29 protein-coding genes are annotated in these 26770 nt (G+C 47.5%); 16 read left to right on the plus strand and 13 right to left on the minus strand.

The window, feature by feature from the left end:
• Positions 1-2: 2 nt before the first annotated feature.
• Positions 3-449, minus strand: coding sequence for an FKBP-type peptidyl-prolyl cis-trans isomerase (locus AOC19_RS07640; protein WP_215375594.1), 447 nt, complete (start codon positions 447-449; stop codon positions 3-5).
• Positions 450-479: 30 nt separating this feature from the next.
• On the opposite strand from AOC19_RS07640, the gene radC reads away from it, so the two are divergent.
• The 3 genes from radC to rpmG all read left to right on the plus strand — a co-directional run bounded on the left by radC (position 480) and on the right by rpmG (position 1732).
• Positions 480-1181, plus strand: a complete 702-nt coding sequence (gene radC / locus AOC19_RS07645) for a RadC family protein (protein WP_353055742.1) — start codon at positions 480-482, stop codon at positions 1179-1181.
• A 138-nt stretch (positions 1182-1319) separates the two neighbouring features.
• Positions 1320-1553, plus strand: coding sequence for a 50S ribosomal protein L28 (gene rpmB / locus AOC19_RS07650; RefSeq protein ID WP_011903570.1), 234 nt, complete (start codon positions 1320-1322; stop codon positions 1551-1553).
• Positions 1554-1564: 11 nt separating this feature from the next.
• On the plus strand, positions 1565-1732 hold the full coding sequence (gene rpmG, locus AOC19_RS07655; protein ID WP_015421876.1) for a 50S ribosomal protein L33: 168 nt from the start codon (positions 1565-1567) through the stop codon (positions 1730-1732).
• A gap of 78 nt (positions 1733-1810) precedes the next feature.
• Here rpmG and AOC19_RS07660 read toward each other — a convergent pair whose 3' ends face one another.
• From AOC19_RS07660 to purN, 3 genes are read right to left on the minus strand one after another with little or no spacing between them, the layout of a single operon-like run.
• Positions 1811-3004, minus strand: coding sequence for a DesA family fatty acid desaturase (locus AOC19_RS07660; protein ID WP_215375597.1), 1194 nt, complete (start codon positions 3002-3004; stop codon positions 1811-1813).
• Positions 3005-3036: 32 nt separating this feature from the next.
• Complete coding sequence (locus AOC19_RS07665; protein WP_215375600.1) at positions 3037-4632, minus strand: RsmB/NOP family class I SAM-dependent RNA methyltransferase; 1596 nt, start codon at positions 4630-4632, stop codon at positions 3037-3039.
• On the minus strand, positions 4629-5258 hold the full coding sequence (gene purN / locus AOC19_RS07670) for a phosphoribosylglycinamide formyltransferase (protein ID WP_215375603.1): 630 nt from the start codon (positions 5256-5258) through the stop codon (positions 4629-4631). The genes AOC19_RS07665 and purN overlap by 4 nt, the downstream gene beginning before the upstream one ends.
• A gap of 51 nt (positions 5259-5309) precedes the next feature.
• Here purN and AOC19_RS07675 point away from each other — a divergent pair, with 51 nt between their 5' ends.
• The 5 genes from AOC19_RS07675 to dut are packed head-to-tail and all read left to right on the plus strand — an operon-like array spanning position 5310 to position 11326.
• Positions 5310-6260, plus strand: a complete 951-nt coding sequence (locus tag AOC19_RS07675; protein ID WP_215375606.1) for a bifunctional riboflavin kinase/FAD synthetase — start codon at positions 5310-5312, stop codon at positions 6258-6260.
• On the plus strand, positions 6235-9114 hold the full coding sequence (ileS, locus tag AOC19_RS07680; RefSeq protein ID WP_435367692.1) for an isoleucine--tRNA ligase: 2880 nt from the start codon (positions 6235-6237) through the stop codon (positions 9112-9114). The genes AOC19_RS07675 and ileS overlap by 26 nt, the downstream gene beginning before the upstream one ends.
• Before the next feature lie 27 nt (positions 9115-9141).
• Positions 9142-9636 (plus strand): signal peptidase II, encoded by a 495-nt coding sequence (lspA, locus tag AOC19_RS07685; RefSeq protein ID WP_215375612.1) that lies wholly within the window; start codon positions 9142-9144, stop codon positions 9634-9636.
• A 9-nt stretch (positions 9637-9645) separates the two neighbouring features.
• Positions 9646-10857 carry a bifunctional phosphopantothenoylcysteine decarboxylase/phosphopantothenate--cysteine ligase CoaBC gene (coaBC, locus tag AOC19_RS07690; protein ID WP_215375615.1) on the plus strand — a complete coding sequence of 404 codons (1212 nt, stop codon included), beginning with the start codon at positions 9646-9648 and terminating at the stop codon, positions 10855-10857.
• Positions 10858-10876: 19 nt separating this feature from the next.
• Positions 10877-11326, plus strand: coding sequence for a dUTP diphosphatase (dut, locus tag AOC19_RS07695; protein WP_215375618.1), 450 nt, complete (start codon positions 10877-10879; stop codon positions 11324-11326).
• Here the strand turns inward: dut and AOC19_RS07700 are convergent, their stop codons facing one another.
• The 3 genes from AOC19_RS07700 to clpS form a co-directional block, all read right to left on the minus strand.
• A complete protein-coding gene (locus AOC19_RS07700; protein WP_215375621.1) occupies positions 11327-12067 on the minus strand; it encodes a hypothetical protein in 741 nt (246 codons plus the stop codon).
• Between the two features lie 294 nt (positions 12068-12361).
• Positions 12362-14668 carry an ATP-dependent Clp protease ATP-binding subunit ClpA gene (gene clpA / locus AOC19_RS07705; protein WP_215375624.1) on the minus strand — a complete coding sequence of 769 codons (2307 nt, stop codon included), beginning with the start codon at positions 14666-14668 and terminating at the stop codon, positions 12362-12364.
• Positions 14665-15021, minus strand: coding sequence for an ATP-dependent Clp protease adapter ClpS (clpS, locus tag AOC19_RS07710; protein ID WP_251368013.1), 357 nt, complete (start codon positions 15019-15021; stop codon positions 14665-14667). The genes clpA and clpS overlap by 4 nt, the downstream gene beginning before the upstream one ends.
• 275 nt (positions 15022-15296) lie before the next feature.
• Between clpS and AOC19_RS07715 the strand changes: the two genes are divergently transcribed.
• Both AOC19_RS07715 and AOC19_RS07720 read left to right on the plus strand, forming a co-directional pair.
• Positions 15297-15500 (plus strand): cold-shock protein, encoded by a 204-nt coding sequence (locus AOC19_RS07715; protein WP_011903586.1) that lies wholly within the window; start codon positions 15297-15299, stop codon positions 15498-15500.
• A gap of 122 nt (positions 15501-15622) precedes the next feature.
• A complete protein-coding gene (locus tag AOC19_RS07720) occupies positions 15623-16078 on the plus strand; it encodes a DUF192 domain-containing protein (protein WP_215375627.1) in 456 nt (151 codons plus the stop codon).
• A gap of 86 nt (positions 16079-16164) precedes the next feature.
• On the opposite strand, the gene AOC19_RS07725 is transcribed toward AOC19_RS07720, so the two are convergent.
• Genes AOC19_RS07725 through argF form a run of 3 tightly spaced genes read right to left on the minus strand, consistent with a single transcriptional unit; the run spans position 16165 to position 18752 of the window.
• The gene (locus tag AOC19_RS07725) at positions 16165-16470 is read right to left on the minus strand and encodes a pyrimidine/purine nucleoside phosphorylase (protein WP_015421889.1); all 306 of its coding nucleotides are present in this window, start codon (positions 16468-16470) and stop codon (positions 16165-16167) included.
• A gap of 45 nt (positions 16471-16515) precedes the next feature.
• Positions 16516-17745 (minus strand): argininosuccinate synthase, encoded by a 1230-nt coding sequence (locus AOC19_RS07730; RefSeq protein ID WP_215301905.1) that lies wholly within the window; start codon positions 17743-17745, stop codon positions 16516-16518.
• Between the two features lie 59 nt (positions 17746-17804).
• The gene (gene argF, locus AOC19_RS07735; RefSeq protein WP_215375630.1) at positions 17805-18752 is read right to left on the minus strand and encodes an ornithine carbamoyltransferase; all 948 of its coding nucleotides are present in this window, start codon (positions 18750-18752) and stop codon (positions 17805-17807) included.
• Positions 18753-18904: 152 nt separating this feature from the next.
• On the opposite strand from argF, the gene AOC19_RS07740 reads away from it, so the two are divergent.
• Positions 18905-19219, plus strand: a complete 315-nt coding sequence (locus AOC19_RS07740) for a DUF3579 domain-containing protein (protein WP_215375633.1) — start codon at positions 18905-18907, stop codon at positions 19217-19219.
• Between the two features lie 75 nt (positions 19220-19294).
• Here AOC19_RS07740 and rpsT read toward each other — a convergent pair whose 3' ends face one another.
• The gene (gene rpsT, locus AOC19_RS07745; protein ID WP_015421893.1) at positions 19295-19561 is read right to left on the minus strand and encodes a 30S ribosomal protein S20; all 267 of its coding nucleotides are present in this window, start codon (positions 19559-19561) and stop codon (positions 19295-19297) included.
• A gap of 153 nt (positions 19562-19714) precedes the next feature.
• Here rpsT and murJ point away from each other — a divergent pair, with 153 nt between their 5' ends.
• Positions 19715-21268 carry a murein biosynthesis integral membrane protein MurJ gene (murJ, locus tag AOC19_RS07750; RefSeq protein WP_215375636.1) on the plus strand — a complete coding sequence of 518 codons (1554 nt, stop codon included), beginning with the start codon at positions 19715-19717 and terminating at the stop codon, positions 21266-21268.
• Between the two features lie 5 nt (positions 21269-21273).
• Entirely contained in the window at positions 21274-22116 is an 843-nt protein-coding gene (locus AOC19_RS07755) for a SirB1 family protein (RefSeq protein WP_215375639.1), read from the plus strand.
• Positions 22117-22132: 16 nt separating this feature from the next.
• Here the strand turns inward: AOC19_RS07755 and AOC19_RS07760 are convergent, their stop codons facing one another.
• Entirely contained in the window at positions 22133-22792 is a 660-nt protein-coding gene (locus AOC19_RS07760) for a VTT domain-containing protein (RefSeq protein WP_215375642.1), read from the minus strand.
• A 67-nt stretch (positions 22793-22859) separates the two neighbouring features.
• Here AOC19_RS07760 and miaA point away from each other — a divergent pair, with 67 nt between their 5' ends.
• Positions 22860-23864 carry a tRNA (adenosine(37)-N6)-dimethylallyltransferase MiaA gene (gene miaA, locus AOC19_RS07765; protein WP_215375645.1) on the plus strand — a complete coding sequence of 335 codons (1005 nt, stop codon included), beginning with the start codon at positions 22860-22862 and terminating at the stop codon, positions 23862-23864.
• A gap of 14 nt (positions 23865-23878) precedes the next feature.
• Here the strand turns inward: miaA and purM are convergent, their stop codons facing one another.
• The gene (purM, locus tag AOC19_RS07770) at positions 23879-24931 is read right to left on the minus strand and encodes a phosphoribosylformylglycinamidine cyclo-ligase (protein ID WP_215375647.1); all 1053 of its coding nucleotides are present in this window, start codon (positions 24929-24931) and stop codon (positions 23879-23881) included.
• 73 nt (positions 24932-25004) lie between these two features.
• On the opposite strand from purM, the gene AOC19_RS07775 reads away from it, so the two are divergent.
• Entirely contained in the window at positions 25005-25994 is a 990-nt protein-coding gene (locus AOC19_RS07775; RefSeq protein WP_215375650.1) for an AI-2E family transporter, read from the plus strand.
• Between the two features lie 12 nt (positions 25995-26006).
• Positions 26007-26765 carry a DnaA regulatory inactivator Hda gene (hda, locus tag AOC19_RS07780; RefSeq protein WP_215375653.1) on the plus strand — a complete coding sequence of 253 codons (759 nt, stop codon included), beginning with the start codon at positions 26007-26009 and terminating at the stop codon, positions 26763-26765.
• Positions 26766-26770: the final 5 nt, after the last annotated feature.

Genomic DNA, 26770 nt, shown 5'->3' on the forward strand with positions numbered 1-26770 from the left:
AGTTACAGAATCGCAACGATTTCAGCTTCGAAGGTAACAGGCCTTCCAGCAAGAGGGTGATTGAAATCAAACCATGCACCCTCTTCATTAATGGATTGCAATACACCAGCATATTGCGCGCCACCAGGGGCATTAAATTCAATGACATCGCCAGGATTAAATTCCACATCATCATCGCGACCCTCTTTGAGCGCGCCCAAAGAAACCCACTGAATTAATTCCTCTTTACGCTCACCAAAACTTTCTTCCGGTGGCAGTAAGGCGCTTTTCTTTTCACCCACACCCAGTCCGATTAATACCTTTTCAAAACAAGGCGCAAATTGACCCGAACCCATCAGCACCGTCGCAGGACGATCGATAAAAGTATTGATGTAATCATCCCCGCTAGGCAAAGTCAGCCGATAGTTGAGAGTCAGGAAGGAATTGGGCAAAACCGTAAGCTTAGTCATAAGGTAATTGTATCTAGGCCGGACCTGAGCGTGCACTCACCGATTACGGATTGGCCAAAAATGGAGCAGCCTCGCGAGAAACTACGGGCCCTCGGAGCATCCGCCTTGAGCGACGCTGAATTGCTTGCAATCTTTCTGCGGGTTGGCGTCAAAGGCAAAACCGCAGTGGCTTTAGCTGAAGATCTTCTTCACCATTTTGGCAATTTGCCACGCCTACTGTCCTGTACGCCAGAGGAATTAACCCAGATTCACGGCATGGGTATTTCCAAATGGTCACAAATTCAGGCGGCATACGAGCTTGTTAAGCGCAGCCTTGAGAAAACCCTCTCCCAGGAATCCGTATTCTCATCACCAGGGTATGTCAGGGAGTTCTTACAAGCTCGATTTGGCCGTCTGCCACATGAAGTCTTCCTTTGCCTATACCTTGACTCCAGACTGCACCTGATTGAGTGCCAGGAGCTTTTTAGAGGCTCCCTAACCCACACTGCGGTCTACCCCCGAGAAATCCTGAAGGAAGCACTTTCGAGGAATGCCAGCGCCCTCATCGTGGCCCATAACCATCCCAGTGGTAACCCACTCCCCAGCATTGCCGACCAGGAATTAACCAAAATACTGTCTAAGGCCCTACAGTTGGTGGATATTCCACTCTTAGATCACTGCATAGTCAGCGATAGCGGTTTTTTCTCATTTTCAGATGCTGGCCTTATGAAAAATGACCATAAACAGAAGTAATCACTAACTTAATAGCATGTTTTGGCCAATACTTGAGCTGAGATTGTTATATCCTCAAAACTAAAGCCAATTAGGGGTAGATCAAAGTGCTCGGAGACTGATACAATCTTCTTTTTTCGCAATTAATGGAGTTATGTCATGGCAAAAGTTTGCCAAGTCACTGGGAAGAAGCCGATGGTTGGCAACAATGTATCCCATGCAAACAATAAAACGAAGCGTCGCTTTTTGCCGAATTTGCAAAATCGTCGTTTCTGGGTTGAATCTGAAAACCGTTGGATTAGCTTGCGCTTAACCAATGCTGGTTTGCGCGTTATCGACAAAAACGGCATTGATGCTGTGTTGTCTGATCTCCGTGCACGTGGCGAAATTTAAGGAGCGCACAAATGGCTAAAGGCGGCAGAGAAAAAATCAAATTAGAGTCATCAGCAGGTACTGGTCACTTCTATACAACTTCAAAAAACAAGCGTACTAAGCCTGAGAAAATGGAGATCATGAAATTTGATCCAACCATTCGCAAGCACGTTGCTTATAAAGAAACAAAGCTCAAATAATTTATCGATTCGATATTCATTTGCAGCAAACAAAAAACCCGCTACATCAGCGGGTTTTTTATTGCCTAGATTTTTCTCTTAAGCGTAACGACGCAATCTCAAAGAGAAGTCACGTAGACTCGATAAACCACTCTCTTCAGCGCGCTGACACCAAGTGTGCAACTGAGAAACCAGTTGATCACCTGTAGCATTGGAGCGGCTCCAAATCGCTTGCAAATCACGACGCATCTCAATCATCTTACGAAGCTGCGCATTGCTAGCCATCAACTCTTCTAGCTTCATTTTTTCTTCTGCAGTTAAACGAGATTCATCTTTACCCAACCAGGTGCGTGCATCTTTCAGGTGGGCAGCCAACACTTGCATATGCTGAACCTCATTATTGAAGAAGGCCCTCAGGGTCTTGCTATAGCGAGCCATGATTTCATAACGGTTTGCAATGATAGCTTCGAGCGTGCCGTGATCAGCAGGACGTAAATCGCTCAGCACAGGCTTAGGAGAGGTCTTCTTCACTTTAGCCAAGCCCACAGCACTCATCATTTGAATGTACATCCAACCAATATCAAACTCATACCATTTGCTAGAGAGCTTGGCGCTAGTGGCAAAGGTGTGATGGTTGTTATGTAACTCTTCGCCACCAATCAAAATACCCCATGGGAAAATATTTCTTGAGGCATCTTCATTGTCGTAATTACGATAGCCCCAATAGTGACCAATGCCATTAATAACTCCAGCAGCGGTGATGGGAATCCACAACATTTGTACTGCCCACACGGTCAAACCAATTGCACCAAACAAAATGACGTCGATGATCAACATCAAAGCTACGCCCTGCCAAGAGAACTTGGAGTAGATGTTGTGCTCGAGCCAATCATCTGGCGTGCCATGACCAAACTTATCTAGGGTCTCTTGATTACGTGACTCTTGTTTATACAACTCAGCACCACGCGACAGAACGGTATTGATACCGAGAACTTGCGGGCTATGCGGATCATCCACAGTCTCGCACTTGGCATGGTGCTTGCGATGAATCGCCGCCCACTCCTTAGTCACCATGCCGGTGGTTAGCCATAGCCAAAACCGGAAGAAGTGGGACATGATGGGATGCAAATCCAAGGCACGGTGCGCTTGGCAGCGATGCAAGAAAATGGTCACGCTGGCAATCGTGATGTGAGTGGCCGCCAAAGTAAAAACGAGGATCTGCCACCATGCCCAATTTAAGTAGCCATGGGAAAGCCAATTCAGAAATAAATCAAAACCAGAAGCTGTGTTCAAAGGGTATCCCTAAGGAGATCTAAACCCTTATTTTAGTTCTTTAGAGCCTTCTTGGTTTTGACCTTAGTCTCTTTTTCCCCGTCTTTTGCTTCGCCCTGATCAATCTTTTCTAAAGGAGCGGAGGCCTTTTTCTGGAAAACAGCTCCAAAGAAGCCATCCGTACCGTGAATATGAGGCCAGAGCTGCCACCAAGGATTGTCCGGACTACATCCCATAGGAATTTTATCCTTTGGAAACAATGGCTTAAGAACCTCAGCCGCTGGGACAACCTCAAAATTAGGGTGCTTTGCCAAGAAATCTTCTGCAATTTGCTGGTTTTCTTGTGGTAGCAGACTGCAAGTGGCATAAACCAGACGACCACCCGGTTTGAGCAAGCGACTTGCAGAGGCCAAAATATTCATCTGCTTTTGATTCAGCTCCAGCACGCCCTCTGGGGTCTGACGCCATTTGAGATCGGGGTTGCGGCGCAAAGTACCCATGCCACTACAAGGGGCGTCCACCAAAACGCGGTCAATCTTACCGGCTAAACGTTTGATCTTGGTGTCATTCTCGCTATCAATCCAGACGGGATGCACATTAGAAAGGCCGCTACGAGCCTGACGTGGCTTTAAATTGGCCAGGCGACGCTCAGATGTATCTAGGGCATACAAACGCCCTGTGGAGCGCATGATTGCCCCGATTGCCAAAGTCTTGCCGCCAGCACCGGCACAAAAGTCCACCACCATCTCGCCACGCTTAGGGGCAAGCAAATAGGCTAGCAGCTGGCTACCCTCATCTTGCACTTCAAACATCCCCGCTTTAAAGCCAACGGTGTTTTGTAAGGCAGGCTTACCCATGATGCGAACACCATCGGGTGCATATGGAGTTGGGATGGCTTGATAGCGACCACCTAAAGCATTCATCTCCGCAAGCAATTGCTCGCGAGTTGTCTTCATGGTGTTCGCACGTAAATCTAAAAGAGCTGGATGCATTAGTGATTTAGCCAATGCTTCACGGGATTCTTCGCCGGGATATTTTCCAAACGCATCCCACAACCATTCCGGCAAATTATTTTGAACCAAGGGATTAAGTGCTGACGGATCAACGGTCGCAAAACGCTGTAACCACTCGTACTCACCCGTCTTCAACACGTGAGCCAAATCGGCAATGGCACTCTCAGCACGGTTAGCAGAACCGAGGCCACCTTCAGACAGAGCAGACAGCAAACCCAATAGGGCTAAGCGTCTAGCCTGTGAACCTTCGCCACTTGAAGCAAATTGTGAGAACTCATTTTTACGACGCAAAATGGCAAAAGCACTCTCAGCAATTAAGGCACGATCACGATTACCTAGCTGAGGTTCTGAGCGGAAATAGCGACTCACTACGCGATCAGCTGGTTGCTCAAAATTCAGCAACTCTGGAAGCAGACGCTCCAAATGAATTGCATGCTGAGGCAAAGCCTTAGCATTAGAAAAGTTTTTCTGACCTTCGGGCGCAATGATGTTGCCACTAGCATTACGACGCTCTGGGCGGCGCAATGGATCTTTGGATTTAGCAGCGTAACTTTTTTGTGGGCCTAGGCGTGATCCGGATCTTGATCCAGACTTTGAGCCAATACCGGCTCCGCGGGATGAACGTTCTTTACTCATAATTTAATTAATTGCGACTCCGGTGGTTGAACCTGAACTTGATTACCTTCTATTCGCAATCGTCCATCAAGGAACCATTTTACGGCCCGCGGGTAAATCTGATGTTCGGCAGCCAAAACGCGTGCGGCTAAACTGCCCGCATCATCGCCTGGAAGAACTGGTACCGAGGCTTGGCAGATGATGGGGCCTTCGTCCACACCCTCGGTCACAAAGTGCACGCTAGCGCCATGTTCAGCTACGCCCGCCTCCAAAGCCCGCTCATGGGTATGTAAACCAGGGAAGGCCGGCAGTAAGGCGGGGTGAATATTAATCAGGCGACCCTCAAAATGACGAATAAAGCCAGGGGTCAAAATACGCATAAAACCAGCCAGAACCACTAAATCAGCCCCCAATTCATCGATTTTCTGGATTAGGGCAGCATCAAAGGACTCACGCGTGGCATGCTCTTTGTGCTCAATGGCAAAGGCAGGAATGCCCTGAGAGCGAGCAAAATCAAGGCCCTTAGCTGCAGAGTGATTAGCGATCACCCCTGCAAAAGTGACGGGCCACTGCTCTTTTTGAGCTGTTTTGACGATGGCCTCGAAATTGGATCCGCGGCCTGAGATTAAGGTGACGATAGATGGCATGCCCACAATATAATTGATGGTTACCCCGAAAGCGACCCTGAGAGCGATTTAGTGAACGTATTCCGTGGCCCCACCCAGTTTTCTGCAGGACCGGCTTGTGCCTTAACCATCGGTAATTTCGATGGCGTGCACAGGGGTCATCGCGCCCTGCTCAAACAACTCAAGGATGGCGCCCAAGAGCGTGGCTTGGTTAGCTGCGTAATGACTTTCGAACCACACCCTAAAGAATTCTTTTCCCCAGAACAAGCTCCGCCACGAATTCTGAATTTACGCGACAAGCTTGCTGCCTTTTCCGATATTGGCATCGATCGTGTAGTGGTAGAACATTTCAATTCCGCATTTGCTCGTCTCAATCCCACAGAATTTGTTTCTGAAATTATTCTTAAGCAGCTCAATGCGAAATGGATTTTGATTGGTGATGATTTTTGCTACGGAGCAAAACGCGCAGGAGATTTTGCAAGTCTCAAAGAAGCAGGTGAGAAATTGGGTTTTGAAGTGTCAAGCATTCATACCGTGCAAGAAGATGGCGAACGCATTTCCAGCTCGGCATTGCGCAATGCATTAGCTAGCGGCGATATGGATCAAGCAACAAAATTATTGGGGCGCCCTTACGGCATCTCTGGTCATGTCATCCATGGACAAAAACTGGGGCGCACCTTAGGCTTCCCCACCCTGAATCTCGCCGTTGCCAATCACTTGCATCATCGCAAGCCTGCCTGCTCTGGAATTTTTACCGCCCAAGTTTTGGGGCTTGGAGACAAGCCACTGCCTGCTGTAGCAAGTCTCGGCGTGAGGCCAACGGTAGAGGATGAAGGTCGCGTATTGCTTGAGACCCACATCTTTGATTACAGCGCCGATGTCTACGGAAAAATTATTACCGTAGAGCTCTTAGAAAAAATCCGTGATGAGGCGAAGTACTCTGACCTCGACACCCTTACCAAGGCGATTGCATCTGATGCAGCGCATGCCAGAAATTATTTCCAGAAAAAAGCTTATGTCTGAAAAAGAAAACTCTTATCCCGTCAATCTTCTAGAGACGTCGTTCCCGATGCGGGGAGACCTACCTAAGCGAGAGCCTCAATGGGTTGCGCAATGGCAGAAAAATAAGCTCTACGAAAAGATTCGCGCAGCACATGCCAATCAACCAAAATTTATTTTGCATGATGGCCCTCCCTATGCAAACGGCGATATTCATATTGGTCATGCGGTCAATAAGATTCTGAAGGACATGATCGTCAAGTCCCGCTGGTTAATGGGCTTTGACTCTGCATACGTCCCAGGCTGGGATTGCCACGGCATGCCAATTGAGATTCAGATTGAAAAAGAATTTGGTAAAAATTTACCGACTGCTGAAGTCCAGTCAAAAGCACGTGCGTATGCCAAGGTGCAAGTAGATAAGCAGAAGAAAGACTTTGAGCGTTTGGGCGTGTTGGGTGATTGGAACAATCCTTACCTCACCATGAACTACCGTAATGAGGCAGATGAAATTCGTGCACTTGGGAAGATCTGGGAAAAAGGTTACGTCTTCCGCGGCCTCAAACCGGTGAACTGGTGTTTTGATTGCGGCTCTGCATTAGCTGAAGCCGAAGTGGAATACCAAGACAAGACTGATCCAACTGTAGATGTGGGATTTGCTTTTGATGAAGCGCAGCGTCCACAACTTGCAAAGGCATTTGGTCTGACTGAAATTCCAGCCAAGCCTGGAATGATTGTGATCTGGACAACAACTCCTTGGACTATTCCATCAAACCAAGCACTCAATGTTCATCCTGAGCTCAGCTACGCCCTCGTTGACACTGGCGACAAGATGCTCATCTTGGCAGAAGACCGTGTAGAAACCTGCCTGCAAGATTTTGGCCTTGAAGGAAAAGTGATTGCCACTTGCTTAGGTAGTCAGTTAGCCAATATCTCTTTCTGGCATCCGCTCGCTCCATTGCATGAAGGTTACAAGCGCCTCTCACCCATCTACCCAGCTGAGTACGTCACACTCGATACTGGTACTGGCGTAGTGCACTCTGCACCAGCCTATGGTGAAGAAGACTTCAAGTCTTGCAAAGCAAACAAATTGGCGGATAAAGACATTCTGAATCCAGTCATGGGTAATGGTGTGTATGCATCTTGGTTACCGCTCTTTGCCAATGAATATATTTGGAAAGCCAATCCCAAGATTGTCGAAGCGATGCGTGAAGCAGGCAGTCTCTTGCGTGACAAGACTTATATCCACTCCTACATGCACTGCTGGCGTCACAAGTCACCGATTATTTATCGTGCGACCTCACAGTGGTTTGCGAGTATGGATAAGAAACCATCCGATGGCAGCGCCAGTTTGCGCGAGACTGCACTCGCAGGGATCGAAAACACTGAGTTCTTCCCAGCGTGGGGTAAGCAGCGTCTAAACAGCATGATTGCCAACCGTCCTGACTGGACCCTGTCACGTCAACGCCAATGGGGTGTGCCCATGGCTTTCTTTGTTCACAAGGAAAGTGGTGAGCCACATCCACGTACAGCCGAGTTGCTCGAGGAAATTGCCAAGCGCGTTGAAAAAGAAGGTATTGAAGCTTGGCAAAAACTCGAAGTGGCTGAACTGCTTGGCGAAGAAGCTGCTCAATACGAAAAGAATCGCGACACCCTAGACGTTTGGTTTGACTCTGGTACCACCCATTGGCACGTCATTCGTGGCTCACACCGCAATGAACTCTATCGACCAGAAGCGGATAATGCAGACGGTCGTTTAGCTGACCTTTATTTAGAGGGCTCAGACCAACATCGTGGCTGGTTCCACTCCTCTCTTCTCACCGGCGCAATGCTTGATGGCAAGCCACCATACAAAGCACTGCTGACACACGGCTTTACCGTTGATGGCCAAGGCCGCAAGATGAGTAAGTCTGTAGGTAATGTGATCGCTCCACAACAAGTTGCCGATAAGTTGGGCGCAGAGATCATTCGCCTGTGGGTAGCGTCTACCGATTACTCCGGAGAGATGACGATCTCTGATGAAATTCTGAAACGCGTGGTAGAAAGCTATCGTCGCATTCGCAATACATTACGTTTCTTATTGGCGAATCTGTCTGACTTTGATCCAAGCAAGCATGCAATGCCCGCAAGTGACTGGCTAGAGATTGATCGCTATGCTGTTGCACTCGCCAATCAATTGCAACAAGATGTTCAAGCGCACTACAAGGCCTATGAGTTCCAACCTGCGGTAGCGCGTATGCTGACTTTCTGCTCAGAAGATTTAGGCGGCTTCTACTTAGACATTCTGAAAGACCGTCTGTATACCAGCGCACCGGATTCGAAAGAACGTCGTGCTGCGCAGAACGCCCTCTTCCACATCACCCGCAACCTACTCAAGTGGCTAGCCCCCTTCCTCTCCTTTACTGCTGAGGAAGCCTGGCTGTCATTCCCGCATAGTGCGGATGAAAAAGCTAAAGAGTCTATCTTCATGGAAGAGTTTGGGGCTTTCCCAGAAATTGCCCAAGCTACTGAACTCCTTGCTAAATGGAACCGTGTACGTGAAATTCGCTCTGAGGTAACTAAGGCGATTGAGATTGAACGTGAAGCCGGCAATGTAGGCTCATCACTGCAAGCGGAACTCACTATCAAGGTGGGTGATGTCGATTTTGCGATTTTGCATTCTCTTGAAGATGACTTACGCTTTGTGACAATTACTTCTAGCGCCAACATAGAGCTGAGCAATGCAGGTCTTGAGGTACTCGTACGCGGTAGTCAATATAAGAAATGTGGCCGCTGCTGGCATCACACCCAAGATGTAGGTACTAACGCTGAACATCCAGAGTTGTGTGGTCGTTGCATTAGTAATCTTTTTGGTGACGGCGAATCACGTTTGTTTGCATAACAAAAAAGTGCAAACTCATTAGGATCTATGAACGCCAACCTATCACTTCTCCGTTACTTAGCGATTGCAATCGTTACGCTTTTGCTAGACCAACTGAGTAAATGGTCTGCCCTCAGTAATCTGCAATTAGGTGTGCCAGAACCTGTTTTGCCATTTATGAACTGGTTATTGCTTTTCAATCCAGGAGCAGCGTTTTCTTTTTTGGCGGAGAGCTCAGGTTGGCAGCGCTGGTTCTTTACAGTCCTTGGCTTAGCTGCTTCTGCTTATATCCTCTGGTTGCTACGTAAGAGCCTGGGTGACAAAATGCTCTGCTGGGCTCTCAGCCTCATTCTGGGTGGCGCACTAGGTAATGTCCTAGATCGCATCATGTATGGTGCTGTGGTGGATTTCATTGACCTCCATTACGCTAACTGGCATTGGCCGGCATTCAATATTGCTGATAGCGCCATTTGTATCGGTGCAGCCCTTATTATTTGGGGCGAGTTGCGCAAGTCATTTGGCAAAACCTCCCAATCCCTTTAAGCTGGCGCCATGCAATCACTTTTAAATAAGAAAATCGTACTCGGCATTTCTGGTGGCATTGCGGCCTATAAGTCCGCAGAGCTAGCGCGCCAATTAATGCAAGAAGGTGCTAGCGTTCAAGTGGTCATGACAGAAGCTGCTCAGCAATTTGTAACAGTGGTCACAATGCAGGCGCTGACAGGCAATCCGGTTTACACCAGCCAATGGGATAGCAGTATTCCTAACAATATGGCGCACATTGAACTCTCTAGAGCAGCTGATGCCATTCTGATTGCGCCAGCAAGCGCAGATCTGATGGCCAAACTTTCTCTAGGCTTGGCTGATGACTTACTCACTACGCTTTGCCTAGCAAGAGATTGCCCTCTATTACTTGCACCCGCTATGAATAAGCAAATGTGGGAACATGCAGCAACACAAAGAAGTGCTGAACGACTCGTTGCAGACAAAGTCACATTACTTGGGCCAGCAAGTGGCTTTCAGGCATGTGGCGAAGTAGGTTTTGGACGCATGCTCGAACCAGCTGAAATTACCGAACAACTCATTGCCTTCTTCCAGAAAAAACCATTGGCGGGTAAACGGGTGCTCATTACTGCAGGCCCTACCTTTGAAGCGATTGATCCCGTCCGCGGTATTACCAATCGCAGCTCTGGCAAGATGGGCTTTGCAATCGCTCGCGCTGCTGTTGAGGCTGGCGCAGAGGTTCACCTCATAGCCGGCCCTTGCGATTTAGATACTCCTTTAGCAGCCACTGGAAAAATTACCCGTACCAATGTCATCAGCGCTAAAGAGATGCATGCAGCTACCATGCAATCAAATGATTGCGATATTTTCTTTGCTGTAGCGGCAGTTGCAGACTGGGGTATTGCCAAGCCAGCCAAAGAAAAGATCAAGCGCCAAGGAAAAGAGGCCCCAACTCTCGAGTTCGTAGCTAACCCTGACATCCTTGCCGATGTGGCAAAGACAGTGAAAACCAAAGGCGGCAAGGCGCATCCCTACTGCGTAGGCTTTGCAGCAGAGTCTACCGATCTCCAAAATCATGCTGAAGAGAAGCGTAAGCGCAAAGGCATTCCAATGGTCGTTGGCAATATTGGCCCAGATACCTTTGGCAGCGATCTCAACCAATTACTTATCGTTGATGAGAGCGGTAGCAAGAAAATTGCAAAGGCTGAAAAACTTCAGCTTGCACGTCAGCTCATTCAACTAGTCGCCAGGAAAATTTAAACTCGTTTTAGGAAATTCCATGCAAGAACTTCAAGTCAAAATTCTCGATGAGCGCATGCGCGACCAATTGCCTACCTATGGCACCCCTGGTAGCGCTGGTTTAGATTTACGCGCTTGCATTGATGAGACTATTGAAATTGCTCCGGGACAAACGGTGCTGATCCCAACAGGCCTAGCAATCTATGTTGAAGATCCACGCTATGCAGCATTCATCCTCCCGCGCTCCGGCCTAGGTCATAAGCATGGCATCGTTCTTGGAAATCTAGTGGGGTTAATTGACTCTGACTATCAGGGTCAACTGATGGTGAGCACTTGGAATCGCGGCTCTACAGCATTCAAACTCGAACCGATGGAGCGTCTAGCTCAGCTAGTAGTTATGCCAGTACAACAAGTAGAACTCAAAGTGGTTGAGGAGTTCACTGAAAGTAGTCGTGGTGCCGGCGGGTTCGGAAGTACTGGTAGAGTTTGATCATCTATCAATGATGGGGCGCAGAATTGTTCCTCGAGTATCAATAATTGTTTTATATCCAGTTATTGGATCAATGCTCTCTGTATAGAAACCCAATACTCTAGCCGACGATACTTGCTGCGGTTTTTCAAATTGAGCTGATTGCTGTTTTTGCAATTCCCTTTCCTGATGTTGGCGCAACTTAATACAACTAGGCGCTGCTGCAGAATACTTACTGGTACATTTAATGGCCAATGCATCTTCAAACATCCCTGCCTGATCGAATGATCTTGCTGCCTCAAATGTCATACATTCAGTTGCCTCCCAGGATGAGCCAGCACTAAAGCCAAAAAGCACTGCAGTACCCCCAATCGATGTAGATCCCATGCACGGAGCGGTAGGGTGATTGGCCGGGGAAAATGCTGTGGCGACAGGAATCTTAGGAGCAGCATAGGTTGATGTGACGGTTGTATTGCCCGAAGTATTCCCCTGCGAGCTTGAAGCACCTGTAGAGATATTACCTACAGACCCGCCAGTACCCCCGGCGGAAGTCGAGGCGCCTGTTGTGATGCTTCCCACTGATCCACCGGTGCCACCTTGAGATGTTGATGAAGAGGCTCCAGTTGTTGAAACAGAATTGCTAAGCGGGCTACTCGTTACAGCACCACCTGTAGTACCACCAGTAGTATCAACTGTAATTTGGGCAAAAGGCTTATTAAATACGAGTGCAATCAAACTTGCCAATGCAAGTTTTTTTAACATATAAGAATTTTCTGAGAGGGGTGAGACCTACTCTAATTCGCTAGAGAGGACGACTGTTACGTGATGTTGAAAAGCCCAATGCTGTAACAGTTATCAGCTGTGGGTTGCCCTTAAGATACTCTCTAAACTCAACAATAGATACAACTGATTACTAAAGAGCCTCGGCACCCGAATGAGTCCTAAGCAGCAGATGGCACGGATAACATTAATTATTTAGGGTTATTCTGAAATGCAAAAACCACCCGAAGGTGGTCTTTGCAGTCTGTCATCACTTCAGAAATACATTCGCAAGACTTAGATCTCTTCGACTGGAGCTACATCAGCTTTTGGTCTCTTACCTTGAATCACCGGGGCATCAAACTGCAGTTGAACTTTGCCATCAGTATCAATGTCGACATCCACATGACCACCCTGAGCTAATTTTCCAAAGAGTAGTTCGTCAGCAAGTGCTTTACGAACCGTATCTTGGATGATGCGTTGCATTGGTCTTGCACCCATGAGCGGATCAAAGCCATGCTTAGCTAAATGTGCACGCAATGCCGGGCTAAATGTGGCATCTACCTTCTTCTCATGGAGTTGCTCTTCTAGCTGCATTAAGAACTTATCCACCACGCGCATGATGATGGTCTCATCAAGTGCCTTGAAGGAAACAATCGCATCTAAACGGTTGCGGAACTCTGGTGTAAAGAACTTCTTAATATCCGCCATCTCATCGCCAGACTCACGCGCATTGGTAAATCCAATAGTCGATTTTTGCATCGCTTCGGCACCAGCATTCGTTGTCATGATGATGATCACATTACGGAAATCCGTCTTACGACCATTGTTATCTGTGAGAGTGCCGTGATCCATTACCTGCAAGAGAATATTGAAAATATCCGGATGAGCCTTTTCAATTTCATCTAGCAAGAGAACGCAATGCGGCTTCTTGTTAACAGCCTCAGTCAGCAAGCCGCCTTGATCAAAGCCTACGTATCCTGGAGGCGCACCGATTAAGCGACTGACAGCATGACGCTCCATGTACTCAGACATATCAAAACGTAAAAGCTCAATACCTAAAATGTAGGCAAGCTGCTTAGCAACTTCAGTCTTACCAACCCCAGTAGGGCCGGAGAATAAGAATGAGCCGATCGGTCTATCGATCTTGCCAAGACCTGCGCGAGTCATCTTAATGGCACTTGCTAAGGCCTCAATGGCAGGATCCTGACCAAACACCACACTCTTAATATCACGATCTAAGGTTTGGAGTTTGCTACGGTCATCCACAGTTACAGACTGCGGCGGTATACGAGCAATCTTCGCTACGATCTCCTCAATCTCTGGGCGACCAATGGTTTTCTTCTGCTTGGATTTTGGCAAAATACGTTGCGCTGCTCCAGCTTCATCTATCACATCAATTGCCTTATCCGGCAAATGGCGATCATTGATATAGCGTGAAGACAGTTCAGCAGCAGCTACTAATGCAGCTGAAGCATATTTAACGCCATGGTGCTCTTCGAAGCGAGACTTGAGGCCACGCAAGATTTGCACAGTCTGATCAACAGTTGGCTCAACCACATCCACCTTCTGGAATCGGCGTGACAGCGCAGCATCCTTCTCAAAAATACCGCGGTACTCAGTAAAGGTAGTGGCACCGATACATTTCAGTTGGCCATTCGAGAGCGCAGGCTTTAATAAGTTACTTGCATCCAAAGTTCCGCCCGATGCAGCACCCGCACCAATTAAGGTGTGAATCTCATCGATAAATAAAACACCGTGGGCGCTATCTTTTAAAGACTTCAACACACTCTTGAGGCGCTGCTCAAAATCACCGCGGTACTTTGTACCTGCCAATAACGCGCCCATGTCTAATGAGTAGACTGTGGCATCAGCCAAGATCTCGGGCACATCACCTTTGACAATCCTCCAGGCTAGACCCTCAGCAATTGCAGTCTTACCGACGCCAGCCTCGCCTACCAATAGTGGATTATTTTTACGGCGGCGGCACAGAACTTGTATCACCCGCTCAACCTCGCTATCGCGACCGATGAGCGGATCAATCTTGCCCTGCTTAGCCAGAACATTGAGGTTTTGGGTGTACTGCTCTAATGGACTCTCCTTACCACCAGAGGAAGTATCTTCAGCCTCTTGAGTCGACTCAGCGGGTTTCACGCTCTCTGCTTGATCTTTACGTACACCATGGCTAATAAAGTTCACGACATCTAAGCGGGTCACGCCTTGCTGCTGCAAGAAATACACTGCATGCGAATCTTTTTCACCAAAGATGGCTACCAGCACGTTTGCACCAGTCACTTCTTTTTTGCCACTTGAAGTTGACTGTACGTGCATGATGGCGCGCTGAATGACACGCTGAAAACCGAGGGTTGGCTGCGTATCAACTTCATCATTACCAGGAACAACGGGTGTGTTGTCATTAATAAAATTTTTGAGTTGTGCACGCAACTCTGCAATATTGACGGCGCAGGCTTTTAAGACCTCGACTGCGGTTGCGTTATCCAGCAAGGCGGCAAGCAAATGCTCGACCGTAATAAATTCATGCCTTGAAGCTCGCGCATCAACAAACGCCATATGCAAACTGACTTCTAGTTCCTGGGCAATCATGCTTCCTCCATAGTGCACTGTAGTGGGTGACCCGCTTCGCGGGATAGCTCGATAACTTGATGCACTTTTGTTGCCGCAACATCACGTGTGAATACACCGCAAATGCCTTTGCCAACTAAATGAACCTGCAACATGATCCGTGTAGCTGTCTCATGGTCTTTATTAAAATACTCCTGAATGACCATCACCACAAATTCCATTGGCGTGTAATCGTCATTCAATAGTAAAACTTTATACATCGAGGGAGCCTTCAGTTTCTCGGCCTGCTTTTCGAGAAGAATGGTGTCCTCAATGTAGGGGTTGTTGGGATTACCAACAGTAGGGTTTTTCGTTGTACGACTCATGAGAAACATTCTAAACACAGATATAAAAATATGGATTTGAGGGCTTTGTTGCAAAAAACCATCAAGAAAGCCCTCTTAAGCCCATATTGGGGCATTTTTCAATAAAAAAAGGGGTCTTTAGCAGTAACTATCTTTACCCACCCCCTTGACACCCCACCATAAAGGGCAAACAATCAGGGGGTAGGCTTTATTTGAAGTCCTATTTAGGCGTGTTGTAGAGCGAGACTGATTAAAAAGTATTCACCCTCATCACGGTTGTTTTAAGTTTATGTAATGGAGTTCGCATGGCGACCGGAATTGTTAAGTGGTTCAATGATGCAAAAGGTTTTGGCTTTATCAAACCTGATGATGGTGAAGAAGAGTTGTTTGCGCATTTCAGCGCAATCACAATGCCTGGGTTCAAAACCCTCAAGGAAAACCAAAAGGTAACGTTTGACATTACCCAAGGCCCTAAAGGCAAACAAGCTACTAATATCCAAGCAGCTTAATCTGCTTTAGATCATTATTAAAAACCCAGGACTTGTTCCTGGGTTTTTTTTCGTCCACATTTCTTTGCAAGGTAAGCCCTGCCTTAGAATTGACTGCACCTTTACCGATCACTCAGAACACCATGCGCTTAATCATTATCAAACAATTTATTTTTTCACTGGTAGCGATCGTTAGCATTTTTTCAAGCGTTACGTTTGCACAGCAGAATGTTGGCCTGCCAACAATTGAACTCAAGACTGGCATCTATCGCATACAAGCGGAGTTAGCCGATACACCTAAAGCACGTGAAGTCGGGCTTATGAATCGCACCAGTATGCCCACCAACTCTGGCATGCTCTTTGTCTTTGAGCAAAAAGCTGGTCATTGCTTCTGGATGAATAACACCAAGATTCCTTTGTCTATTGCCTTCATTGCTGACGATGGCAAGATTGTGAATATTGAAGAGATGCAGGCCGAGACCACCAACAACCACTGCCCTAAAGCAGCAGTGCGTTATGCATTGGAGATGAATAAACAGTGGTTCTCTGAAAGAGTGATCGTGCCAGGCACAGTCATTCAAGGCCTACCCAAGAAATAAGAGGTAGGCTGAAGCTACGAAACAAAAAACGCAGACCGAGGTCTGCGTTTTCTTTTGGATGCAAGAGGTATACCCTCCTTGCTTACTTATTCAAAGTGGCAAACATAGTGCACTGGTGATTCGGCGCGGATGATGAAATAACCGCCCTTTTCTACTTCCCAGCTTTGGCCAGCTTTGAACTCGACCTCTGGAGCGCCGTTAATGCTGACAAAGGCATTGCCATCCACTACTTCCATGATCTCTTTGGTGCTGAGGTCAAAACGCAAAGTGCTTGGCAACACTACGCCAACAGATTTACGAACACCATTTGGCAGGGTCACAGTATGGGATACGCACTTACCGTCAAAAAATACATTGGCTTTTTTGCCTACAGAAACTTGATCAAATTGCATCTTTATTCTTTCTAATCTAAATTATTAGTGAGTTATTTATCTAAATTATTTGGCACGCTTACGTCTTGCCGTTTCAGCAATCCGCATACGCAAAGCATTGAGCTTAATGAATCCACCCGCATCTGCTTGGTTATACGCGCCACCATCATCATCAAAAGTGGCAATCGTTTGATCAAACAATGTGTTCGCTGAATCACGTGAGATCACAGAAACAGATCCCTTGTAAAGCTTCAGACGTACAACACCATTGACCATCTGCTGCGTGTGATCAATCAAGGTTTGCAAGGCGAGACGCTCTGGCGCCCACCATAAACCGTTATAGATCAAGCTGGCGTAACGTGGCATCAAGTCGTCTTTAAGGTGTGCCACTTCACGATCTAAAGTAATACTCTCAATACCGCGGTGCGCCTTCAACAAAATGGTGCCGCCAGGAGTTTCATAGCAACCACGGCTCTTCATACCAACAAAACGGTTCTCAACCAAGTCAAGGCGGCCAATACCATGCATGCCACCGATGCGATTAAGTTCGGCCAACAATTCATGTGGCTTATAGGCTTTGCCATTAATTGCTACTGGATCACCAGCACGGAATTCAATTTCAATAATTTCTGGGGCATCTGGAGCTTTCTCAGGAGAGACCGTCCAACGCCACATTGACTCTTCAGCTTCGGCATTTGGGTTCTCGAGATGACGACCTTCGTAACTGATGTGCAACAAGTTGGCATCCATAGAATAAGGTGAGCCACCTTGCTTATGCTTCATCTCAACTGGGATCCCATGCTTTTCTGCATAAGCCATCAACTTTTCACGTGAGAGCAAATCCCATTCACGCCATGGAGCAATTACTTTGATTCCTGGCTCAAGCGCGTAGTAGCCCAACTCAAAACGAACTTGGTCGTTACCTTTACCGGTAGCGCCGTGCGATACAGAGTCAGCGCCAGTCTGGCGAGCAATTTCAATTTGACGCTTAGCGATCAATGGTCTGGCGATAGAAGTACCTAAAAGGTACTCACCTTCATAAATCGTATTGGCGCGGAACATCGGGAATACAAAGTCACGCACAAATTCTTCACGCAAGTCATCGATAAAAATATTTTCTGGCTTGATGCCAAACTGCAAGGCCTTAGCACGTGCTGGCTCCAACTCTTCACCCTGGCCCAAGTCGGCAGTGAATGTAACAATCTCGCATTGGTAAGTGTCTTGAAGCCATTTCAAGATCACGCTAGTGTCAAGACCACCGGAATACGCTAAAACTACTTTTTTAATATCGGACATGATTTCTATTCAATCAAAAAAATTAAGCAACAACTAATAAAAATAAATTACTTCAGCAATCAATCCAAACGGCCGCAGAGCAGATACTCCATTAAAGCCTTTTGAACATGCAGACGATTTTCAGCCTCTTCCCAAACGATACTTTGAGGACCATCAATCACTTCTGCAGAAACCTCTTCGCCACGATGTGCTGGCAAGCAATGCATAAACAGAGCATCTGGTTTGGCCAAAGACATCAACTCTTCGTCCACCATCCAATCCTTAAAGGCAGTCATGCGTGAAGTATTTTCATCTTCGTAACCCATGCTGGTCCATACATCCGTGGTGACTAAATCAGCACCTTTGCAAGCATCTTTTGGGTCGGCGCAAATCGTCAGGTGCTTCAAGGCTTTGGCAGTCAATCTGGAGTCATCCAATTGATAACCACTAGGAGCGGAGAAGCGAATTTGGAAGTCCAAACACTCGGCTGCCTGTATCCAGGTGTAGGCCATATTGTTGGCGTCACCTACCCAAGCAACGGTTTTACCCTGAATCGGACCGCGCGCCTCTACAAAGGTAAAGATATCGGCCAATACTTGGCAGGGATGGTATTCATTGGTTAAGCCATTAATCACTGGCACACGGGAGTTAGCAGCAAAGCGCTCGATAATCTCTTGGCCAAAGGTGCGGATCATGATGATGTCAGTCATTCTTGAAATGACCTGCGCAGCGTCCTCTACAGGCTCGCCACGACCCAACTGGGTATCTCTGGTGTTGAGGTATACGGCGTGACCGCCAAGCTGGTGTATGCCCGCCTCAAAGGAAAGGCGAGTACGAGTCGAATGCTTCTCAAAGATCATGGCTAAAGTACGATCGTGTAAGGGGTGCCAAGTCTCATAACTCTTAAACTTAGTCTTGAGCCAAGCAGAGCGTTTCAGGAGATAGTCGTACTCTTCGCGAGTCAGGTCAGCAAATTGCAAGTAATGCTTAACCTGGCCAGGCACTTGAGGCTTTGCCAAAGATGTCATTGTTGAGCTTTCTACTAAAGTTTTAGCTTGCATTTTTTGTATGAGGCATCAGACTGCACGAAAATAGTTCCTAAAGTCATCTTATGGCCATCTCAGACTGTTAAGCTAGAGGGCTCATTAATACTTATCTTTACAACGATTCTTACGCCAACTTGAACCACAAAAAGCTTTTCATTCAAGGCATTACAACTTCTGGCAAACCTTTTCGTCCCAGCGACTGGGCCGAACGTCTTTGCGGGGTGATGGCCACTTTTCGCCCACCAGGCGATGCTGGCGACCCCCGCTTCACTTACTCGCCTTATGTCAGACCAGTGGTTATTGCACAAGTGAAATGCGTTGTTATTGATACCAGACTAAGAGATCTTGATCCAAGAGCACTCGACTTTGTCATGAACTTTGCCAAAGACAACAGCCTACCAATTGAAGAAGCTTGCGAATTCGAGCCGAATCCGCCATCCCAGTCCTAAAAACAAAAACCCGCTCTGATAAGGAGCGGGCTTAGGCTCAGATTACTCTCGAGCCTGCCTAAAACTATAAAAGTCTTACGCTGCCATTGCCTTGATGGCTGCAGACAAACGTGACTTCTGACGTGATGCAGTATTTTTGTGAGCAATCTTTTTGTCAGCAATCTTGTCGATTGTTGATTGAGTTGCTGCGAACACTTTAGCTGCAGCAGCCTTGTCGCCAGTTTCAATTGCTTTACGAACTGCCTTGATGGAAGTGCGAAGCTTTGAACGCAAACTGGAGTTGTGTTCATTCTGTTTTACTGCCTGCCGTGCGCGTTTACGCGCTTGTGCGGTATTGGCCATCTTTAAACCTTGCTATATAAAAATTACAAAATACGATTAACTGAAAATCTGCGTGGGTTCGCCAAATTTGCAAGCTGACTCACCAAAACCCAAGATTTTACATTAAAGGACTAAAAAAGCCCAGTCGCTTGATAAATAGGGGAAAATTGGCCCATGAATCTGCTTTCCGCTGCCGCTAAGGTCAGCTCCCTCACGATGCTCTCCAGGATCACCGGACTTCTCCGGGAGACCCTGATTGCCCGTAGTTTTGGGGTTTCAGAGTGGACTGATGCGTTTAATGTGGCCTTCAGACTGCCGAATTTACTGCGCAGACTCTTCGCTGAAGGGGCCTTTTCCCAGGCATTTGTACCCATTTTGGGGGAAATCTCCAATAAGGGGGATGTAAAACAGTCCCAAATCCTCGTAAATGCCGTTGCTACGCTCTTATTTTGGGCTTTACTGCTCACAGTACTCCTGGGGGTCATTGGCGCCCCCCTGTTGATTCTGGTGATTGCTACAGGCTTTGAGGGCGGTCCAGCCTATGAGGCGAGCGTAGTCATGACCCGCATCATGTTTCCTTACATCGGACTCATTTCGATGGTTTCACTGTCAGCCGGTATCCTCAATACCTTTGGCCGCTTTGCCGTCCCAGCATTTACTCCAGTTTTACTGAATTTAGCCCTCATTGGTAGCGCCATCTTTATGGCACCCCACCTAGAGCAACCCATTTATGCCCTGAGCATCGGCGTGCTCTTGGGTGGCTTCCTGCAACTGGCGATTCAGGTTCCAGCACTTTCCCGTCTGGGCTTATTACCTAAAGTGGGTCTCTTGCCGGGCGCTCTCAAAGCAGCCATTAAAAATCCCGACGCTAGGCGTGTCATGAAGCTCATGGGGCCGGCCGTATTCGCTGTTTCAGTCGCCCAAATTTCACTCATCATCAACACCAACATTGCCTCTCGTTTACAAGCAGGCAGCGTATCTTGGCTCTCCTATGCCGATCGCCTGATGGAATTCCCAACAGCCCTCTTGGGTGTCGCTCTGGGTACGGTCTTGTTGCCGAGTCTGAGCAAGGCAAATGCAAAAAATGACCTAGTACATGCTGGCGAGCTCTTGATTTGGGGATTGCAGCTAACTTTTTTACTAGCAGCCCCTTGCGCAATTGCCCTCTTTATTTTTGGCGAACCACTGGCAGCGGTTCTGTATCACTACGGCAAGTTCAATGCCTTAGATGTCTTGATGACACAGCGCGCACTGGCCGCTTATGGTGTTGGACTCATTGGCCTCATTTTGGTGAAAATCTTGGCTCCTGGCTTTTACTCGCGCCAAGATATCCGTACACCAGTCAAGATTGGCCTTCTGGTCCTGGTAGCAACGCAATTAGCCAATTTAGTTTTTGTTCCTTGGTTGGGACATGCCGGGCTCGCACTCTCCGTTGGCGCTGGCGCCTGTCTGAATGCCGCACTACTGTGGGTAGGTCTACATCGCCGTGGCGCCTTACCTAGCGCTGCATGGTTGAAGTATCTGGGGCAGCTATTGCTAGCCTTAATCCCTTTTGCATTCCTCCTGTATTACGCAGCCACTGCACATGATTGGATTGCACTGCAATCTAGCCCCTGGATCCGGGTTGGCTTACTGGCCGCCTGGTTGGCTGCTGCTGCGGTGGTTTATTTTGTAGCTTTAGGGCTTGTTGGCATCCGCTGGCAAAAATTCCTACGTCATGCAAAATAGCCTTTATGCCAACACAACAACTCGACTATTTCACATCCCTCGTTGCTGAAGATGAGCACTTTCCCTTAACCGAGGCAACAGTAGCTGTTGCACAACACGCCTACCCTGACCTCGATGTTCAGGGAGTACTGGATCAGATTGATCAGTGGGGCAATAAACTCAAGCAGCGTATTACTCCAGATACGCCACCGATTCAGCGTCTGCAGTTGCTCAAGCATTTCTTTTATAACGAGCTCGGTTTTGGTCCAAACCCGAATGACTTTTATGCTCCCGAGAATTCTTATCTACACCAGATCATCGAGAATCGTCGTGGCATTCCAATTTCATTAGCCATCTTGATGATGGAACTCGGGCAGCAAATTGGCTTAAATATCCGCGGAGTATCTTTCCCGAATCACTTCATGATGCGCATCTCCTTGCAGCAAGGTGAAATCATCATGGATCCATTGAATGGCGAATCTCTCTCAAAGAATCAACTCCAAGAAATGCTCGACCCATACTTGGATGCCAAAGGATATCGCGGCGAACTCAGCCTGCCACTGAATATCTTTTTGAGGGCCTCTAGTTCTCGAGAAATTCTCTCGCGTTTTATGAGAAATCTCAAAATGATCTATTCAGAAGATGAGCGCTGGGAGCGTCTCCTTGGGATTCAAGAACGTCTAGTCATCTTGTTGCCAGACTCAACCGAAGAGGTTCGTGATCGCGGATTGATCTTTGCGCAACTAGAATATGTCCGCCCTGCAATAGCGGATTTACATCGCTACTTAAGTGAAATGCCTGGCGCAGAAGATGCAGCAGACATTCGCGAACACATTGCCACTCTAGAGAGTCAAACCAAGCTACATTAATGAGAGCTAGGGCTATTTACTTCTTTTTACCTTGAAATATTTTGTAGAGAGCAGCCAGCACAATTGGAATAGCTGCGGCACCAATACCGATCAATACGATCACATTGAGGTTTTGGCGGATGATGGGAATGTTGCCAAAGAAGTAACCTGCAACAACTAAACCAAAGACCCATATAAGAGCGCCAGTAATATTAAAAAACTGGAAGCGCGAGAAGTTCATGGCTGAAACGCCGGCAACAAAAGGTGCAAAGGTACGAATGATCGGCAAAAAGCGCGCCACAATAATTGTTTTGCCACCGTGCTTCTCATAAAAAGAGTGTGTCTTACGTAAAGCTGCTTGATCAATCCAGCGTGATTCACTGCTAAAAATTCTTTCGCCAATCCAACGGCCAATAAAGTAATTCACAGTATTGCCGGCAATCGCAGCAATTAATAAACCAATACAAAGCGTCCACAGATTGAAATGCTCGGTAGCGCAATAGGCTCCAGCAATAAACAGTAAAGAATCACCAGGTAAAAAAGGAGCGACTACTAAACCAGTCTCTGCAAACACGATGGCGAAGAGTAAGCCATAAGCCCAATAGCCGTATTGCTGAATCACCACATCTAAATGACGATCAATGTGCAAAAGTAAGTCGCCTAACTGCAATAAGGTATCGATCAAGTCGTGCTCCATGTATTAGTTGCAAGGATATTAACAGGCTGGCCATACCGATTGAGATATTTCATTCTTATAATGCGGTATGCAAACTGAACTTCACATTCAGCCTACGCATTTATCTGATCAGCCACCCATACTGTGTATTGTTGGCCCCACAGGCGCAGGCAAAACCCATCTCGCAATGGCATTAGCAGAGCATGCTAATTCCATTGGTCGAACCATTGAATTAATTAGCATGGACTCCGCCTTGGTATATCGCGGACTAGATATTGGTAGCGCAAAACCAAGCAAGGCAGAACAAGCGGCAGTTCAACACCACCTAATTGATATATTAGATCCCACCGAATCCTATTCTGCGGCGCGTTTTGCAAATGATGCCAAGCGACTATGCAAAGAAATTCGAGAGCGCGGAAATACCCCTGTTGTGGTGGGCGGCACGATGTTGTATTGGCGAGCCTGGGCATATGGCCTCTCTTCTCTTCCACCGGCAGATCCAAAAATACGTGCCCGTCTTGATGAGCAAGGTAAGGTTATCGGCTGGCCTGCAATGCATGCTGAACTTGCTCAGGTAGATCCCATTACTGCCGCACGCTTACAGCCTAATGACTCTCAACGCGTACAACGCGCTTTGGAGGTTTATGAAATTACCGGCAAACCCATGTCGCAACTATTGGCAGATTCGCCAAGCGAAGACGGCCGAGAAGGTTCTGCAATACCGGAGTGGATTGACCTGATCTCGCTGGAGCCCAGCGATCGCTCACGCCTCCACCAGAACCTAGAAAAGCGCTTCGATGAAATGTTGATTGGCGGACTGCTAGAGGAAGTCGAGCTACTGAGAAAAAATCCAGATTTGCATGGCGATCTACCAGCCATTCGTTCAGTAGGCTATCGACAAGTGTGGGAGTATTTATCAGGCGAGGTAGACCGAGCAGAGATGCGCTACAAAGCCTTGGCAGCTACTCGGCAGCTTGGTAAACGACAGTTGACTTGGTTGCGTGCGATCGCTGGAAGAAAAACATTTGATCCTTTCAACCCAAGCGAATTGAACGCAGCCTTAGAGTACTGCAAGCAAAGCCTAAATCAATAGACTTTTACCGCGGATTAAATAACGATAGTTTGTGGTGCACCGGCTGGACGCTCGACAACTTCGCCAACAGTCCAGGCATGCAAACCTTCAGCCTTGAGCGATTGGATTGCAAGATCCGCTTGATCGGCCGACACAATCACCACCATGCCAATACCGCAGTTAAATACGCGCACCATTTCTGCATCTGCTACGCCACCCTTCATCTGCAACCAGCGGAAGAGTTCTGGCATTTGCCAGCTATCACGATGCAATACAGCTTGGGTATTTTCTGGGAGCACACGTGGCACGTTATCCACCAAGCCACCGCCAGTAATATGCGCCATACCCTTCACATTGATCTCATTGATCAACTTCAATAACTGCTTCACGTAAATTTGTGTCGGGGCCATCACCACATCACCCAAAGAGCGACCACCCAAATCATCAGTAGGCTTAGCGCCAGCACGCTCAATAATTTTACGAACCAATGAATAGCCATTGGAGTGCGCACCGCTTGAGGCGATTGCTAAAACAACATCACCTGGGGCAATCGTTGCACCAGTAATAATTTTAGATTTTTCAACCGCACCAACAGCAAAACCGGCTAAGTCGTATTCACCTGGAGGATACATGCCAGGCATCTCAGCAGTTTCACCACCAATGAGGGCACAACCGGATAACTCACAACCTTTAGCAATACCACCAACTACTGTTGCCGCAGTATCTACAGTGAGCTTGCCGCAGGCAAAGTAATCCAAGAAAAAGAGGGGTTCAGCACCTTGAACCAAAATGTCATTCACACTCATCGCTACCAAATCCTGGCCGATCGTATCGTGGCGGTTCCACTCGAAAGCCAATCGGAGCTTGGTACCCACACCATCGGTACCAGATACCAAAACTGGTTCTTTATAGCGCTTTGGCACCTCAAACAGGGCGCCAAAGCCGCCAATCCCAGCCAATACGCCTTCGCGCATGGTTTTTTTGGCCAAAGGCTTGATGCGATCCACTAAATCGTCCCCGGCGTCGATATCGACACCAGCGTCACGATAGGAAAGGCCTTTTGAGGAAGAATTGGTAGATGAGTTCATGGCAGAGATAGAAGATTAGTAAGAAACGCTACTTGGTCGGTAGAATCATTGAATTCTAGAGGATTCGAGCACGATGGCTGAAATTTTTACCCCTTTTCTCACTGCATTTATTCTGGCTTATGCCCTACGCCCAGTTTGCTTGTGGCTTGAGAGGCATCGCCTACCCCGTGCAGCTGCCGCTGGGATTGCCATGATTATTGGCTTGGCAGTCGTATTTTCGATTTTGACCCTCTTTATTGCCCTCCTTAAAACTGAAATTCCCATGATCAGGGCCCAATTTCCAGATTGGATCCAAAACACCCAATCATGGCTTGGACCTAAGTTAAGTGAATTCAATATCAATGTGGATTGGAATACGCTCAAATCCAGCGCCACCCAAAAAATCACAACACACCTCAACGACAATTCCGATGCATTGATGAGCTCCACACTAGAGACAGTGTTGATGTCTGGTAGCTCTGTCATTACGGCATTCGTGAATGCAGTACTGACGCTATTTGTCATGTTTTATCTACTGATCGACTGGGACCATTTTTTCAAACTAGTCAAATCAATTGTTCCAGTACGCGCCCAGGAAACCATCCATCACCTTGTAATGCATGCTGATGGCTTACTCTCCCAATATCTCAGGGGTATGCTCATCGTCATTTCAATCATGTCTGTTTTCTACAGCGCTGGATTGAGCGTCATCGGAATTAAAGGGGCTGTGGCATTGGGCGTATTCACTGCGCTCATGATTGTGATTCCCTACATCGGCATTACTTTAGGCTTTACCCTGGCCATCCTTGCAGCCCTTTTACAATTTGGGCCTGGCGGTGCAATCATTGGCGTTCTAGTGCTATACGGACTCGGTCAATTCATTGAAGGCTTCTTCCTGACGCCCCGCCTGGTGGGAGAGCGTATAGGCCTTCATCCGGTTGCCGTGCTCTTTGCCTTGCTGCTGTTTGGAAAACTATTTGGCTTCTTTGGTGTTCTGCTTGCATTGCCAACGAGCGCAGTCGGCTTAGTACTCCTGCAATATGGTTGGTCACGCTATACGCAAAGCTCGTGGTATCAAAAGTAAGTATCCGCAGTAATGAATAACTCCTCACTACCAAAACAGTTTGCGCTCGACATTGGTCATACACCCAAACCCAGCTTAAGTAATTTTTTAGCTGGAGAAAATCTCGCGCTGTACTCTGCTTTGCTGGCTTTAGCTCAATCCTGGAAAGTGAATACTCCAAGACATGTTAGTGAGAACCCTCTAAATCAACGTTGGTTCTATTGGTGGGGACCAGAAGGCTCTGGTCGCACCCATTTACTTAGCGCCATTGGCGGGACCGCGCAGGAATTGGGTTTGGAAAACTTCCACCTCACTCCTAATGAGCCGATTTCTTGGGTACGCCTGGAAGAAAGCCTCCCCGCCCTCTGTGTGAGCGATGTGCCCTCGACTATTACTGTTGATGACGTAGACCGGCTCGATGAGCGCTTGGTAGCCTCTTTATTTCGTATTTTGAATGCTGTTCAGGGCAGTAAAGCGGTTCATATTTTCATGGCAGGCAATGCTGCCCCTGGCGCTTTAAAGCTTAGAGAAGATCTTCGTACCCGTCTGGGATGGGGTTTGATCTTTCAAACTCACATTTTGGGCGATGATGAGAAAATAGAGGCGCTACAACAAGCAGCGCAGGCACGCGGCTTGGTTTTATCCCCAGATGTATTGCCTTGGTTATTAAATCGCTTCTATCGCGATATGCCCAATCTGATGGCCTTGATTGATGCTTTGGATGCTTACTCACTAGAAACAAAACGTGCTGTCACTTTGCCCCTCGTACGAGAGCTCTTGCAGCCAAAATAAATATT

This window comes from Polynucleobacter asymbioticus (assembly GCF_018687575.1).
In the GTDB taxonomy this organism is placed as follows: Bacteria; Pseudomonadota; Gammaproteobacteria; order Burkholderiales; family Burkholderiaceae; genus Polynucleobacter; species Polynucleobacter asymbioticus_C.